This is a genomic window from Flavobacterium hibisci (genome assembly GCF_020026925.1).
GTDB lineage: Bacteria > Bacteroidota > Bacteroidia > Flavobacteriales > Flavobacteriaceae > Flavobacterium > Flavobacterium hibisci.
In genome coordinates this window covers 114,798-131,122 of sequence record NZ_JAIQDW010000009.1, presented here as the reverse complement: position 1 = coordinate 131,122, position 16,325 = coordinate 114,798, and the positions used below count along the sequence as shown (strand labels likewise).

13 protein-coding genes are annotated in these 16,325 nt (G+C 33.0%); 2 read left to right on the top strand and 11 right to left on the bottom strand.

Going from position 1 to position 16,325, the window contains the following annotated elements:
* The first annotated feature begins 175 nt into the window (after positions 1–175).
* On the top strand, positions 176–1,288 hold the full coding sequence (locus tag K8B81_RS11260) for a lactonase family protein (protein ID WP_223681569.1): 1,113 nt from the start codon (positions 176–178) through the stop codon (positions 1,286–1,288).
* Between the two features lie 96 nt (positions 1,289–1,384).
* Here the strand turns inward: K8B81_RS11260 and K8B81_RS11255 are convergent, their stop codons facing one another.
* The 9 genes from K8B81_RS11255 to K8B81_RS11215 form a co-directional block, all read right to left on the bottom strand.
* The gene (locus K8B81_RS11255; protein ID WP_223681568.1) at positions 1,385–2,734 is read right to left on the bottom strand and encodes a DEAD/DEAH box helicase; all 1,350 of its coding nucleotides are present in this window, start codon (positions 2,732–2,734) and stop codon (positions 1,385–1,387) included.
* A 96-nt stretch (positions 2,735–2,830) separates the two neighbouring features.
* Entirely contained in the window at positions 2,831–3,193 is a 363-nt protein-coding gene (locus K8B81_RS11250; RefSeq protein WP_223681567.1) for a response regulator transcription factor, read from the bottom strand.
* Between the two features lie 19 nt (positions 3,194–3,212).
* The gene (locus tag K8B81_RS11245; protein WP_223681566.1) at positions 3,213–5,372 is read right to left on the bottom strand and encodes a DUF4838 domain-containing protein; all 2,160 of its coding nucleotides are present in this window, start codon (positions 5,370–5,372) and stop codon (positions 3,213–3,215) included.
* Between the two features lie 178 nt (positions 5,373–5,550).
* Positions 5,551–6,756 carry a YaiO family outer membrane beta-barrel protein gene (locus tag K8B81_RS11240; RefSeq protein WP_223681565.1) on the bottom strand — a complete coding sequence of 402 codons (1,206 nt, stop codon included), beginning with the start codon at positions 6,754–6,756 and terminating at the stop codon, positions 5,551–5,553.
* Between the two features lie 84 nt (positions 6,757–6,840).
* Positions 6,841–10,641 carry a sulfatase-like hydrolase/transferase gene (locus K8B81_RS11235; protein WP_223681564.1) on the bottom strand — a complete coding sequence of 1,267 codons (3,801 nt, stop codon included), beginning with the start codon at positions 10,639–10,641 and terminating at the stop codon, positions 6,841–6,843.
* Positions 10,638–11,699, bottom strand: a complete 1,062-nt coding sequence (locus K8B81_RS11230) for a HEAT repeat domain-containing protein (RefSeq protein ID WP_223681563.1) — start codon at positions 11,697–11,699, stop codon at positions 10,638–10,640. The genes K8B81_RS11235 and K8B81_RS11230 overlap by 4 nt, the downstream gene beginning before the upstream one ends.
* 187 nt (positions 11,700–11,886) lie before the next feature.
* Positions 11,887–12,651 (bottom strand): TIGR02757 family protein, encoded by a 765-nt coding sequence (locus K8B81_RS11225; RefSeq protein ID WP_223681562.1) that lies wholly within the window; start codon positions 12,649–12,651, stop codon positions 11,887–11,889.
* A complete protein-coding gene (locus tag K8B81_RS11220; protein ID WP_223681560.1) occupies positions 12,644–14,344 on the bottom strand; it encodes an LIC_10190 family membrane protein in 1,701 nt (566 codons plus the stop codon). The genes K8B81_RS11225 and K8B81_RS11220 overlap by 8 nt, the downstream gene beginning before the upstream one ends.
* Position 14,345: 1 nt before the next feature.
* Complete coding sequence (locus K8B81_RS11215; RefSeq protein ID WP_223681558.1) at positions 14,346–15,011, bottom strand: ABC transporter ATP-binding protein; 666 nt, start codon at positions 15,009–15,011, stop codon at positions 14,346–14,348.
* 187 nt (positions 15,012–15,198) lie between these two features.
* Between K8B81_RS11215 and K8B81_RS11210 the strand changes: the two genes are divergently transcribed.
* Positions 15,199–15,489 (top strand): hypothetical protein, encoded by a 291-nt coding sequence (locus K8B81_RS11210; protein WP_223681556.1) that lies wholly within the window; start codon positions 15,199–15,201, stop codon positions 15,487–15,489.
* 11 nt (positions 15,490–15,500) lie between these two features.
* Here K8B81_RS11210 and K8B81_RS11205 read toward each other — a convergent pair whose 3' ends face one another.
* Together K8B81_RS11205 and K8B81_RS11200 are read right to left on the bottom strand one after the other, a co-directional pair.
* Positions 15,501–15,803, bottom strand: a complete 303-nt coding sequence (locus K8B81_RS11205; RefSeq protein WP_223681555.1) for a DUF6787 family protein — start codon at positions 15,801–15,803, stop codon at positions 15,501–15,503.
* 34 nt (positions 15,804–15,837) lie between these two features.
* The gene (locus K8B81_RS11200) at positions 15,838–16,275 is read right to left on the bottom strand and encodes a DUF6146 family protein (RefSeq protein WP_223681554.1); all 438 of its coding nucleotides are present in this window, start codon (positions 16,273–16,275) and stop codon (positions 15,838–15,840) included.
* Positions 16,276–16,325: the final 50 nt, after the last annotated feature.

Here is a 16,325-nt window from a genome sequence, read left to right as displayed (position 1 = left end):
AAATGTGCTTGCCAAAAATACAAATTTGTTGAGAGTTTAAAGCTTTTCAAAGCAGGATTTTTTATTCAAAAAATATTTGAATAATATAAGTTTTAGAAATTCATTTATAAATGAAAAATCTGTAGGAAAAGATATTATTACCTATTTTAGCTAATTCAAAAAACCACTTTACAATATGAAAAAAATGTATTTAATACTATTTTCAGCTTTAGTAGTCACCAATTCAAAAGCTCAAAATAAGTTTAACTTGTTGGTAGGAACTTATACCAATACCTGCGAAAGCAAAGGAATTTATGTGTATGAGTTTGATGCTAATTCAGGGGATTTTAAATTAAAAAAATCTTCGGAGGGTGTTGTAAGTCCGAGTTATTTATCGGTTTCAGCAGATAATAAGTTTGTTTATGCTGTAAATGAAAATGGAAAACAAAGTACAGTAAGTGCTTTTAGTTATGATTCTAAATCGGGCACAATAAAATTAATAAATAAGAATGATGCTTTGGGGGCAGATCCCTGTCATTTGATTAATGACAGCAAAAATGTAATTACGGCTAATTATTCGGGTGGGAATATTGCCGTATTTAAGAAAAATGCTGATGGAAGTATTACAGAAGGACAACAGCTCATCCAGCATGAAGGCAAAGGACCAAATGAAGCACGTCAGGAAAAAGCACATATGCATATGGTTGCTTTTTCTCCGGATAAAAAGTTTGTTTTAGCCAGTGATTTAGGTTTAGATAAAGTTTTTATCTACAACTATAATCCCGGTGCCGCACACGAGATTTTAAAATTAAAAGAAAGTGTAAATGTAAAGGCAGGAAGCGGACCAAGGCATTTGACTTTTAGCAAAGATGGTAAATTTGTTTATCTGATTCAGGAATTAGATGGAACCCTTACGACTTTTAGTTATGACAAAAGCGGAAGTTTAAAAAAGATTGCAGAAACAAGTATTCTTGCTAAAAATTTTAAAGGCGGTACAGGCGCAGCAGCAATTAAAATTTCACCAGATGGAAAATTTCTATATGTGACAGATCGTGTTGATGCGAATAATATTTCAGTTTATAAAATCCTTAAAAACGGCAGTGTTCAATTGGTAGAACAACAAAGTACAATAGGAAAAGGGCCGAGGGATTTTGCTATTGATCCAACGGGGTATTATCTATTGGTTGGACATCAGTACACTAATGAAATAATTATTTTTAAAAGAGATAAAACTACAGGAAAGCTTACGAATACAGGGAAGAAAATAGAGTTATGTTCGCCTGTTGGACTGGTTTTTACTAAAATATAGGGTATCAAATTCCAAAAAAATAAAAATTCCAAATTCCAATTTTAGACTTTAATTGGAATTTGGGATTTTTTTATTGTGATTTATTACTACCTGTTGTTATTTTTTTTTCTTCTTCTTCTCATTTCTTGTCTTCAACATATTTCTGTTAACAGATCCATGTGTTTTCTTTTTTGTTTTTGAAGGTCCGCCCAGATTGACTTTTTGGTTCTTTTTAGATTTTTCGTGAAAAGCTCCGTCACCTTCCAGTTTTACTTTTTTCATCAAAAACTTAATCGGCTGTTTGTCTTTTTCAGGCTCGATTAGTTTGGCTGAAATTTCAACTTCTTGAGGAAAATCAGTGATTTCAAGTTCCTGATCCATTAAAAGCTCAGTTTCGATTTTAAATTCTTCTTCTCTTGGGCTAACAAAACTAATGGCTGTTCCCGTTGCATCTGCACGACCTGTACGACCAATTCGGTGCATATACAATTCAGGTTCTTCCGGAAATTCAAAGTTGATTACATGTGTGATGTTAGAAATATCAAGACCCCTTGCCATAACGTCGGTTGTTATTAAGCCACGAAGATTTCCTTCCTGAAATTCGGCCATCGTACTCAAACGGTTATTTTGAGATTTGTTGGAGTGAATCACACCAAATTGTCCTTCAAAAAGCTCATCAATCCGATTGAAAAGCATATCCGAAATCTTTTTGTTGTTTACGAAAACTAAAATACGGCTCATACTTTCGTCAGTCTCCAATAAATGTTTGAGCAAATTTACTTTTGTATTGAAATTCGGAACGTTATAGGTAATCTGGGTAATTTTTTCAAGCGGTGTTCCTGAAGCAGCAAGAGTAACTTCTTCCGGAAAATCAAAATAATCATTTAAAATATCGTCAACTTCATCTGTCATCGTTGCAGAGAACAAAATATTCTGACGTTTGGTTTTCATCATAGCTAAAAGCGAAGTAAGCTGTGGTCTGAAGCCTAAATTCAGCATTTCATCAAATTCATCGATAACCAGTTTTTGTGTTTCATCAAAACGAACAACAGCGTCAAGCGCTAAATCCATCGTGCGACCCGGAGTTCCTACTAAAATGTCAACACCTTCGTAAACCGCTTTTTTTTGAGTGTTGATGTTTACGCCACCATAAATTCCCAGGGTTTTAACGGACATATAAGTGGTTAACTTTTCAACTTCTTCCACAACCTGAACGACTAATTCGCGGGTTGGTACCAGAATTACGATTTTGGGCGTATTGGTATTGGTGAATTTATATAATTTTAAAAGAGGCAGTAAATATGCAAATGTTTTACCGGTTCCGGTTTGTGCAATTCCCATCATATCGCGGCCGGACATAATTACAGAAAAAGATTTTTCCTGAATAGGAGTAGGTGTAACAAATCCTAATTCGTCAACAGCTTTTTGTAATGATTTTGGAAGATTGAATTTTTCGAAAGTACTCATTTGCATTAATTTTTTGCAAAGATAGCATTAAATCCTCTTTGAAACAGAGAAATACGAAAAACATCATGAGTTAGTGATGTCTTTTGTGGTAAAATGTTATTTTAAATATCTTTTTACCCGAAATAATAATTCGTTAGGACTAAAAGGTTTAGCGATAAAATCGTCAACGCCTAATTTGAAAGCATCCAAAACTGTAGCTTCCTCTTCACCCAGGGAAGACAAAGCAATGACAGGTGTTTTAGTAAAGTTGTCTTTGATGAATTTTATAACTTCAAGACCCGATTTCATAGGCATTAAAATATCTGTCATAACCAAATCAGGCTTTTCTTCCGGAATTCTTTCAATAGCATCTAATCCGTCTTTTGAAATTATAACTTCGTACCCTTCTTTAGAAAAGATATAATTTAATATCTGTATGGTCATGTTATCATCTTCAATAATAAATATCCTTTTTGGCATGGGGTGATCTTTAGGGCTATTATTTAAGTATTATTTCATCTATCATCAGCATGGGTTTTTTGTTTTTTCTTTCGCGCCATGCAGGTAATTTTTGTTCTGGGACTAAAATGACTTTGATTCTATCAAAATTACGGAAACTAATGTTGTTAAAACTGTATTTTTTTACAGTAAAGTCATAATTTTCAGTTAAATATGATTCTTTTTTCTCCTTTAAAGTTTTCCATTTCTGATTTTTGAATCCTTTTATGATAATTTTTGAGGGTGGAAAAATCCAGTGACGCTGATCTTCCAGACATTGAAATTCTAACGAGTTGAAATCTGTATTGTTACAATTAATAATTATTTCGGCATTTTGACCATACCAGCCTGTCCAGTTCAGATTAAAATCTTTGTATCCTTTTATCCCGTCTTGTAGTCCGTTTTCTTTTTTTAGGCTGAATTCAGGTTCGGGTTTTGTTGCAAATTCATATTTCAGGTTTTCCCCTACATGATCGACAACATTGTTTTGAGCGATGTAGTTCCATTGAATACTATATTCTTCAGGACTTAAGCCCTCTTCACTAAGCTCATAAATTCCAAATTCTTTACAATTTTGTACAAAATTATCAATCCTTTTTTTCAGATGACCTTTCACCGAAAACGAATCGCCATTTTTTTGAAACATTCCGTTTGGTTCTTTTCCGTAGAATTTTGCCTGTTCGAAATAGACATATTCTAATGCCAGTCTCAGTTTTAAAATTCTCTTGGCGATTACAGGATCGTTTTTGGAAACGATTTCTGCCTGGCTTATTAACTGATCGTACTGATTCATTGCCTCAGGTGATAGAAAAGTGTTTCTGCTTTCTATTGGACTGGTGTAAATATTGAGATAGCGGTCACTTTTTTCCTGATTTTGAATAAGTAATTCAATATATTTCTTAACAAATGGTGCCGCATCGCCATAAAATCCATTTATAAAATCATTCGTTACAGCTTCAGCATCAGTATCGGTATCCCAAATTATTTTTGCCAGAAGATATTGTCGTAATTCATATAAATCTCCGGCAATATCAGCATAGCCCTGTACAAACAATCCTTTGACCTTATTTTGTTTGTATAATTTGTAGTTTTTCGAAAAAGTATGAAAATTTGGAAAAGGGGAAAGATAATTGGTAAACTCAACGGTGTAATCCCATAAATACAAATTCTCAGTTGCGATATTCCATTTGTTGAGAATATGTACAAAACTGTTCTTGTCTGATGTTTCTTCGATAGCTTTACCGCGATTCATTTCTATTGGACAAAAAATCGTATAAATATTAGGCTTAATTTTTATGTTTTTTGGTGCCTGATAAGTGTGAAGATATGCTAAAGTTGTGATTCTCGTTTTTGGGAATTGTGCTGCAATTTTGTTCAGGAAATGATATAATGATCCTTGCGGTCCCCCATGTTTTTCGTTTAAAGCTTTGCATTTATCACATTCACAATAAACTACATCATCGTTTTGGCTTATTGAAAAGAAACGGGCATTAGGATTTTGATTTATAATGTCCGTCATTTTTTTTGAAACAATTTTGACTACAGCATCATTGGTCATGCATAATGATCCGGTGTTTCTCCTGCCTTCGTAGAGAGCAAAAAAGTCGGGATTTGTTTTAAAATATTCTTTCGCACTTACTAATTTATAAAAGGAGTGTCCCCAAATACCAAAATCAGCGATATGCCAGTCCAGTTTGTGCCACTCCCTAAAATTCTCATCATAACAGTCAGGATAAAATAAAGACCGGTATTCAAAGGAAGGTGTATATGTTTTATGGAAGTTTTTTGGGAATGTTACTTCTGTCAGCTTCGGAATAAAACTGTCTTTTGCAGTGTATTTTCTAAAACCCCATGTTTCCAGTAAAGTATAAATGGCATATCGCAACGTTTTTTCATTCGAACCAATCAGATAAATATTTTTTTCATCGCTTTTGATAATAAATGAATCATTTTTACCAGAACTTCCTTGATTAACTTCAAGAATTATTTTTGAACTCTCAGTGTTTTCTGATTTGGCATTCTGAATTAAATATGGATTATCAAAAGCCTGATCTAAATAGTTTTTTAAGAGTACGGCAGCTTTTTGAGTATTTTCATCAGAAGAAACAATAATTACTTCCTGTCCTTTCGTATTTGCTAAATGTAAGGAGTCTTGAGCCATAATTTTGCAGTTTAGAAAAGATAGGAAAACAACAATGTAAAAAATAATGTGTTGTTTGATTTGCATTTTTTAGAATTGATATTGAAGCTTCAAATGAGCCTTGATTTCTCTTTCTTATTACAAAATTGACTTCAAACGATTTAAGTATAAATGATTTACTTTTAATTTTCAAATGCAATTACCTGAAGCGGATTTCCCAGGACAATGCAAGGGTCGAAATCCAGAAATAATTGCCCTGGTCAAAAGGAATTTCCTGATGAATGATTCCAAGTTGCGCGCCCCAGGCATTTTGTTTGTTATGGGTCGAGAAATAATAAGAAACATTCAGTTTTTGCGATTGCAGGTTTACGATTCGGTTATCATTTTCAAAAAAGTAATTCTGATTGAGTTCTGGTGAAATTCCGGCGCCAATATTGATGCCGAAATAATTATCAGCATCAGTCCTGTATTTTCGGTATGTCAAGGTGCCTGAAGAGCTTAAACCATTATCTCCCGGAGTAAAATAAGGACGGAAAGACCAGTAATTATTTCCATTATACCAGGTTACAGAACCCGTATAAATCATGGTTGTAGTATCGTATTGCAAACCTCTGAGCCCCGCCGAAATTTCAAAACTTTTTGGAAGCGATTTATAAATTTCTGCGCCGTATCTGTAATCAGGGAATAATGAAGAACCGGATACACCAAAGTTCAGATATGCATAAGTTCCTTTGGCAATTTTGGGATATAAATCGACCTCGTACTGAGTTCCGTACTCACCAAGTCTTCTGTCGATGTTTACTCTCCCAATAATACTTCCATATTTGGTTTGACGTGCATATTTTACAGCATTGTAAAACATAGGATCAAATACATCAGAGTAAATATTCACTTCTGAAGTGACGCCAATAGTATTGTTTCGTACTTTTTTTCTCAATTCCGATTCCGATTCTTTGGATATAGAATCCTTCGGGATATCACTCGATAATGTTTGTACCCCACCAGCAGTAGCTGTTGGAATCATCGTACTTTCCTGTGCACTTTTCTGCAGCTCTAATATTTCAGTGTCATTCGGAAATTTTTTCAAAGCTTTCTTAGATAATTTTAGAGCAAGAAAAGGAAACTGTCCCCAGATTTCATTTTTAATTGCAGCAACCCAAGTGGTTTTCCTGTGTTGGTCTTTTGCTAAAATTTTTTGAAATTCAGTTCTTGCTTTTTTATGATCCCCATCCCAGGCATAGGTTGAAGCTAAAAATTCGCGAACATCATGATAATTGGGATATTTAGTCAGGATGTGTAATAAAGTATCCTGTGCCTGCTTTCGGTTATTATTAAAAGCCAGATCACGGGCCTTTGCAAATGAAACGTCAGGGTCGCCATTATACATCTTTTCTTGTCCGGTCATCTGAAACGATGCGGAAAATAAAGCTATGAGAAAAATATAGAGTTGAAAATTTCTATGTCCAATTTTTATAAGAGTCCCCATTACTTATTTGGTATTTGAATTGTTGATTGATTTTTGAGATCTTTCGATCTTTATTTTGATTTCCGGATTTTTTACACCGTTTGAAAGTGCTAATTTACCTGTTTCGATAGCTTTTTTATTCTGATCAGACCACCAATAAACATCCATCAGGGCTAAATAAGCATCATCATACAAAGGCATTCTTTTGATGACAATGAGTAACTCATTTTCTGCTTTTTTATATTCACCGTCCCAACCAAATATCCGGCCTTTTAAAGTCCGTACATCTGAATAATTAGGTAATTCATTTAATATATAATCACATAATAAAATTGCGGTTTTGTGCTTTTTATTGAAAGCTAATTCCCTTGCTTTGAAAAACATCTGGTCGGGATTTAATCCTTTGGTTAGTTTGCCGATCACCATTTGCTCTTCTTTAGTAAAATGGACGCCTTGTTCTTTGCTTAAACTCAAAGATTTTGGAATAATTTTGTCTTTTTGTGTCAAATAAGCATTCAGCTGTTTAAAAGTATTGAATTCGCTGGTAATTTTATCTAGAATAGCATCGTCATTGATACTTTCTACATCAAAATTGTCTTTTATTTTATACAACTCACCACTTGAGTACAAATATTCTTTATACACATAATCATCAATTGTTCCTTTATTGCGCGTTAAAGGGATGCCCTGAGTATTTCTGAACTCTTTCGCAGTATCAAGACCTTTTCCCATCCATGCTGTTTGATCCAGTCTGTTAAATTTGTAATTATTAAACAAAAAGGAAACAAGACTCGGTGTCACATCCCAGTGCGAAGAAACCGATTTAAATGATTCAGTTTTTTTCAGCATTGGACTAAAAATATACAAAGGTACATGAAAGCGGCATAATTTGTCTTTTTGTGTAATAGGAATCAAACGATGGTCGCCTGTAATTATAAAGATAGTATTTTTATAATCTGGTCTTTTTGCATACGCTTCCATATAATTTTTGATGGAATTATCAGTGTAATTCAGACAGGCAAAAATATCTTTATAAGAGCTAATATTATCTTTTTGTGATTTTAAATTTTCATGCGCATCAATAATGCCGTCAATTTTTTTCAGATATGCATTTTTTTCCGGAAAGTCAAAAGGTTCATGATTGGTAAGGGTTTGTATGATATCCAGTCTTGGAACCTTTATTTTGTTGGTTTCGATAAGTGCTTTCGTGAAAATTTCAGCATCAGGATACCCCCAGGAAAAACCTCCTGAATTGGCTTTTGTCTGCGTATATTCAGAGCCATAGCTGCTTTTGTCTATTGTGTTGTCGATACCGTTTTGATCCAAAAAGTTGATTTTTCTATCAAAATTAGCGTTATCACCCGAATAGAAAGATGTGGTATATCCGTTTGCCTTTAACACATTGATCAACGAAAGGTGTCTTGGATACGGATTTAATTCTAAAAAACCTTTTTGACCGTAAGTCAGTGAACCCAATAAAGACGAGAGTACGGCAAAAGTCCTTCCCCCGTTGCTTAAAAAATTCTCCCAATACAATGATTTAGGGATCATTGAATCTAAATAAGGTGTAAAGCCTGCATATTCATTTTTGCCAATAAATTCGGCTCCAAGACCTTCGACTACAATAACAACAATATTTGGTTTTTCATTTGTAATAGTAAAATAAGGCGCTAAAACATCCGGAGTCTCTTTAAATGGTTTTAGCATCGGATATTCCGATTTGAATTTAATGCTTTGAACGTTTTCGGCTATACTTTTATCTCTTTCAAACCTGATGATATCTTTGGTTATAAAGGCAAGTTTGTTTTCATACTTAGAATCAGAAAGGCCGGAAACAAATATTTTGATAACTCCAGCAATAATCAAAAATACAAATGTTGTTGCTAAAACGATCTTTCCTTTGCCTAATCTGGTAAAAGCAAAATTGATTCCCAGGTAAACCAGGGGAATTATAAAGAAGGGCAAAAAGAACATAAACGAAAGCGATTCTGATGCAGTGACAGTTGTGTACATGTCTGAAAAAGAATAACCCAGCAAGTCGGCTCCAAGGTTAACAAGTGTAGTAGAGCTATATTTTACCAATGCAAACTGTATGACTCCGACCAGGGTAAAAAGTACAGTCATAAAGCGTATGGCAAACGTTTTATTTATGTATCCAACAATTATGAATAAGGGCAAAAGCACTAAACTCACTGCGATCGCTGATAAAAAATCATTAGCTAATTTATAACCAATCTCAAGCCAGATGTTTGGAATTGTAATACCGTTTGCTATTTTTAAATACGTTTCTGCAAAACTGGATAGCCAAAAAATAAGTACTAAAGACGTGGTGAGATATAAGTATTTTAAATGGTGTGTTTGCATTTGTTTTATTTTATATTGTATAAAGTTTTCTTTTTCTTTGATTGTTACAGGATTATCAAAACCTTGCCGTTTCATATTTCCCCAGCTTTGCTCTTTTAGGCTAAAGAAATTATAATATCCTTTTAGTGAAGCATACACACAAATAGGGTGGTAGCAAAAAGGTTCAATAATGGCCATCAGCACTAAAATAATGATTTCTTTGGCATTGGCATAATTTTTATAAATAACATCATCCAAAAGGATGGATATAAAAGTCACGATAATGTAAAAGAAATAAACAGTTAACGTCAGATAAATAAAATTAACATAATCTTCATGAAAAAAAATAAAGCAAAGAATTAATACAATAGCCCCAATTACTTCCAGAATAGGAATCAGAAATTCAAAAAATAGAAAATAAGGGAATATTAGAAAAGCTGTCCTTTGGTATTTCGGATTAAAAAACATGTTTTTATGTAAGAATAATGTCTCGACCAAACCTCTTGACCATCGTACACGCTGGCGTATAAAAACTTCTCTTGTAGCAGGAACTTCTGTCCAGCAGAGTGACTCCGGGATATATTGTATGGAAAAAGGCAGTTTGTAATCATACATATATTTTCTCATTCGGGTTACCAGTTCCATGTCTTCACCTAAAGATTTATGAAAATAACCACCGGCAGCAATAGCAATTTCTTTATCGAACATTCCCAGGGCACCGGAAACCAATAGTAATCCGTTCACTTTGCTCCATGCCATTCTGCCAAAGAGAAATGCCCTGACATACTCCAGTTCCTGAAACCTGGGCAGCCAGCCTTTTGGAAAATGAACTTTGACCAAAAAACCATTTTTTACTTCGCAGGAATTTGAAATCCTAATGCCTGCGCCGGTTGCAATGACTCTTTTTTTGGACTCAATGAACGGTTTGGCTAGTTTTATAATCGTATCACTTTTTAAAATGCAATCAACATCTGTGCAGATAAATAATGGATATTGAGTAGAATTTATTCCAACATTAACCGCATCGGCTTTGCTTCTTGCATTTTCTTTATCCACTACCAAAAGTTTATGATAAAGCGGATTGGTAGATTTATAGTGGCCTCTGACAATGTGGGTTTTAATCTGTTCCTGATAATAGAAATCAACTTTAACCAGTTCAAATTCTTTAATTAGTTTTTCTAAAGTGCCATCCGAACTACCGTCATTGACTAGTATTATTTCAAATTTGGGATAATTTAATGACAGCAGGGATTTGACATTATTTACTACTGTAGCTCCTTCGTTGAATGCTGGCGCCACAATGGAAACCCCCGGAATGTAATTGGATTTTATGATAACATTGTCAGGGAGAAAATGTTTGGTATTAAGGCTTTTTTTGATTGCATAATAGGATAATCCTGCCAATATACTATAAAAGATGATATAGGTGATTGAAAATGCACCTATGAAATTCGTATAGAAGGATAAGATGTCGTCTGTCATTTTTTAATGGCTTTAACATGTTCAACCATTTTTTGCACATCTTCATTATCTAAAAAATGACAGCCAAAAAAGTTTGGATTTATTTTATACAGACAATAAACAGCATCCAGTTTGATGCTTTCATCAGTTTTGGTTTCTAATAACTGCGCAATAAAATTTTCTGATGCTGCTGTTCCTATTTTGGCGAGTGTGTTAAAAATTTCAAGCTTATTTTCGGTATTTTCTTTACTGAAATGTTTTATTAATTCAGTTTCAGCTTCAACTATGAATAAAGAATCGATAGCAAGAATGACTTCATGACGTACTACCGGGTCGTTGTGATTCAGTAATTCTACTATTTTTTTATTTTCATTGGCATAGTTGTAAAATATCATCAGCTTAATGCCCAATTTTACAATAGTTGGATTCTCAGCAACAATCCATTCTTTTAAATTTGCCGGCATTTTTGTCTTTTTATGATGCAGGATATCCATGATATTGATTTCTTCTGCAATTGTGATCTCATGCGAAAAATCAATCAGTGATTCTAGTTTATCTGGTCTTAATGAAATCAATGCTAAAAAAGCCCTGGATTTTATATCTCTGTTTTTGTGATTTAATAAAGGTGTGATATACAGTTTCCCTTTTTTATAGTCTAATGATTCAAGTTGAAACAACCCGAGGCATTTTAAGTAAAAATGACGGCTCTTTAAAAGTTTTTGGGTGTATCGAAATAAGTCAAATTGTTCATAGATGTAATGAAATTTATTAGTAACCTCACCTTTTAAGTTCTTTTTCAAAAAAATAATCTCGTTAAGTAATAATTTTTTGCACCAGTTTTTTTCAAAAGGAATCACTTTTTTAAATTGCTCTATTTCATAATGGTGAAGTTTTTCGTCAAAAGGAGAAAAAATCAGATTGGTCAGAAAGATATCAATTTCATTTTTTGTCGCATCAAATCTTGGGCTAAATGAGTCGTAGCGGTATCTGTTGATTATTAAAACTATGATTAATAGTACACAACCAATGATTAGTATAGGCAATATAAATCGGATAAAGTAATGAATAAATACTTCCATTTAGTACGTACTTATGAAACAATCGGTTCTTTTTTTTAAGAGCTAACATAAAGATAACGAATATTTTAAAAGTTTGAAATAAAGAAAAAACTTTCTTTTTTTATGAAGTTGAAATTAAAACTTGAGGAAGAATATTTAATAATTGCCTTTTGTAAAGTTGAAAAACTGAATTTTGTGAAGAAATTTTTTAAAACCCTTCAAAAACTCCTAATCCGAATAATGCAAAATCATATTTTACCGGATCAGTCGGGTCTAATTCACGTAATCTATGATCTAATTCAGCTAGTGCTTTTCCATCATTCTGCTTACGCAAAAGAAGTCCTAACTTACGCGCCACATTTCCGGAATGAACGTCAAGAGGGCAGGAGAGGGCCGATGGGGTAATGGTTTTCCAGATACCTAGATCAACTCCTTTTGTATCCTGGCGTACCATCCATCTCAGGTACATGTTGATGCGTTTTGCAGCAGAATTATTTAACGGATCCGAAATATGTTTCTGGGTACGGGGCAAATGATCGGTTTCAAAGAATGTTTTTTTGAATTCATGAATACTCTTCTGCAAGCTGTCCTTTTCCTGATATTTAGCAAAAACAGTTTCTAAGCCATTATGATTTCTGTAAATATGCTGTAATCCTTTAATAAAACCTGCAAAATCTTTCCCGTTAAAAGTACGGTGGACAAAATTTTCTAATCGTTGCAAATCTGAATCAGAATGTGACATGACAAAATCGTATGGTGTATTGCCCATCAATTCCATCATTTTATGTGAATTTTTAATGATCATTTTACGGTTCCCCCATGCGATGCTGGCACTTAAAAAACCAGCAATTTCAATATCTTCTTTCTGCGAAAATAAATGCGGAATTTGTACAGGGTCGCTTTCAATAAAATCAAAGTTGTTGTATTGATTGACTTTTTCGTCAAGAAATTCTTTAAGTTCAGTCTTATTCATCTTTTTGTACTTTTTTTGGATAAAACCCATCTTTTAAATCGTTCGTACGCATCTGAGGAATAGTTTCATAATATTTTTTATAATACTCAATCTGATCCTTATTGACACAAGGCAAATCACCGTCACCGTTTGACCAGAAAACGTCATTTTCTTCTGGCGAATGATAGATTAGGTTTCCTAAACGAATGGTTTCAAAATCAGTATCGCTTTTGGTGTTTTTATGAGGAAAAATAAAGTTGTCAATTGAAAAGTTGCTAATTTTCAGCATGAATTTATGATTCGCAAATTGATTTAGATTTAAAGGAAAAAACAAAACAATAAAAGTGGGGATTAAAGATAATAGCAGTAAAGAATAAATTGCTTTTTTATTTTGTATAAAACAAGTCATAAAAAACAGAGAAAAAAACATCAAAAAGTTCATGAAAAAACGATACTGAGGAGAAGTAACGAAAAGCAAAAACATTTGAAAAAGCATTACGAAATAAAGAATCCAAAGGCTTTTTTTATTTTGAAATTTATAAATTAAAAAGGGTGAAATCAACATGATAATAACAATAGTTTTATCAAATAAACCATTTAGTTTTGGAAGAAAAAGCCACTTTAAAAACAAATCCTTAACAGACATAGTATTGTATTGGAATTCGTTTACAAAATATCCATAATGTTTGATACTGTCATAGTAAGCGCTTCCAATCGTATTAGGAATCGCATAGCTGGTTTCTAAACTAGTAAATAGTTTTGATGGGAAAACCGGACCCCCACAAATAATCATGTTTTTTACAATATACAGAAACAATATTATGAACGACAATAAAGCAGGCTTTATAAGTTTTTTTGATAATAACTTAAAGTGCAGCGCAAATAAGATAATCGGAATTATTGCAAAAGCAATGGTTGTGTTCTTAATATAAATCAGAAAAAGAACTAAAATGACAATGAGGTAAAAAGACGCTGTAGTCATCTTTTTGAAATTATCTAAAAAATAAAAGAAAAGCACAAACGAAAATACGTAAACAGGAATATCCGGTGAAGGAGCACTGATAAACTGGAAAAGAAAAACATTAAATAAAGGAAGCAATCCAATAATAAGGTAGTACGTTTTTTTATTTTGATAAAATTCGTTTAGTTTTTGAACAGAAAAAATGCTGCCTAAAAACAAACAAAAACCACTTAAATCATTGAAGTTTTTATATAAAAACGAAAAATTAAAAATACTCTGTGTAATATGCCAGCCACTTGTTTGGCCGAGGTAAATATGCAAATTTGCAATTCCTTTTACAAAACCATATTCGTTAAGCCATTTTATGGTTTGAATGTAATAAGATTCGTTGTCAATTACAAAAGGAGCAGTACTACATTGTGCTATAATGGAAAGAGTAATTAAGATCAGAATTAATTTTAAAACTTTTTCTAGTTTTTTAAAATCAAGTAAAAATTGTTTGTAAATATTTAAAATTGAGAACTTGTATTTAAGTACCAGCAGTATGTTGAAGAACAATAAAACAAAGTGAAATTCAACATTTATTCTTCCGAAAATCGCCCAGATACTGGCTAAGATTGTGGTGAAAAAAAGACCTAATACAGAAGTTACTACAAAATTATTATTTTTTGTACCGATGATTTTATCAAATATAAACCCAAAATTTATAGTGGAGAAAAGAATGTAAATCCAACTTAAAAAAATTAAAAGCATCTTAAGATATAATTTGCCCGTCTGACATTATCAATTTTCTGTCGGCCATGTTTGCCAGTTCTTCGTTATGAGTCACAATTACAAATGTTTGTCCAAATTCATCCCTAAGCTGAAAAAATAACTGATGTAAATTTTCAGCAGAATGGGTGTCAAGATTTCCTGAAGGTTCATCGGCAAAAATCACATCGGGTTTATTGATCAAAGCTCTTGCTACTGCTACGCGTTGCTGTTCTCCGCCCGAGAGTTCGTTTGGTTTATGGTTAATTCTGTGAGATAGTCCTAAGTAATCCAGTAGTTTTTTAGCCTCTGCTTCTGTTTCAGAAGGCTTTTTGCCTGCAATGTAGGCAGGAATACATACATTTTCAAGAGCAGTGAATTCTGGTAAAAGCTGATGAAACTGAAAAATAAAACCTAAATTCAGATTCCTGAATTTTGATAAGGCTTTGTCATTTAACCCTAAAATGTTTTGTCCGTTTATAGTAAGAGAAGTGTCTGAATTTGTTTTTTCAGGTTTATCTAATGTGCCTAAAATATGAAGTAGTGTGGTTTTTCCTGCACCTGAAGCACCCACTATCGAAACAATTTCCCCTTTCTGAATATGCAGATCAACACCTTTTAAAACTTCAAGCTTATCATAGAATTTATGTATGTTTTTCGCGTGTATCATTTGAAAACTGTTTTTACAAAGAAACGAAGATTCTGTGGATATTGAAATGGTTTGTAACAGATTTTTATGAATCTGAAACGTAAGCGGTATGTTTATTGTATGGGAATTTAGAAATTAATTGTTCTCAGGGAGTAATGTATAAAAATGGATTCTTTTTAATTTTGAATGTAACTTAAACTATAATATCATGCAAGACTTGAAAGTGGTAGAAGATAACAGAATGCAAAAATTGCTAATTGGATTGCTTTTGGACGGAATTGGAATGATTTCTTTTTCGATTCCTCTGATTGGAGAGTTTTCAGATGTGATTTGGGCACCAATTGCGGCATTTATTATGACCAGAATGTACAAGGGAAGAGTAGGACGTGTGGCCAGTATTTTGAGTTTCGTAGAAGAAATAATTCCATTTACAGATGTTATTCCATCCTTTACACTCACTTGGATTTATACTTATTTTTTTCAGAATAAAAATAGTTAAGAAGAGAAAATTTAATCTTTAAATAAAAACCCCAATCCCATACTTTTAAGCATTTTTTTTTCAAAGTTCCAAAAAAAACGAAACTGACCAAATAGCGTTCCTATTCCAACGAGCAGAACCTGATAAATTGGAAAAATAACCAGTAGCCTGATTAAGGTAAACCAACCGCCAAAATCTTCTTTTGTAATGTTTAATAATTCGCAAAAGGGTCTGGACAGCCACGCAGATGCCGATCCAGTGATGGCAAATACGATAAATATAATGACAAGCTGAAAATTTGAGGTGATACCCCAACGTTGTTTTAATCTGTTCATTATTTGTTTGTAGTGATTACAAATATACTAACATTTATCTGGAAGGAACATGCCCTGCCAGTTTTTGTTTGTAAGTATTTTGGAAGTAAATCATGTAATTGTATATCAGGTAGTTGACTTCGTATCCGTATCGGATATGTGGCTGATAATCAATGGTCATCTCATATAAATTTGGATTATAACGCTGAGGTTGTAAAACGCGATTGTTCCATTCTGTTACATAAACCTGATTTTTATTTTCCAGATAGCTGAGTGAATAATAATTTCTTGGCAATGCCATTGAGGCGAGCCAAAAACTAAATCCATTATCTATAATTATAACTTCATATTCTAAGGAATCATTTGCAATTCGTACTGTATCATTTACAGCTGCTTTTATTGGAGTATCAGTTGTCGCAATTTTGTTCTTAGAAGATGTTGAACATGCAATGATTGTAAATAAAACCCCTATCGTGTAAACAAAATTCTTCATGGCTTAAATTTTGAATATTAAATTTACGGAAAAACAGATAAAGGTTTCTA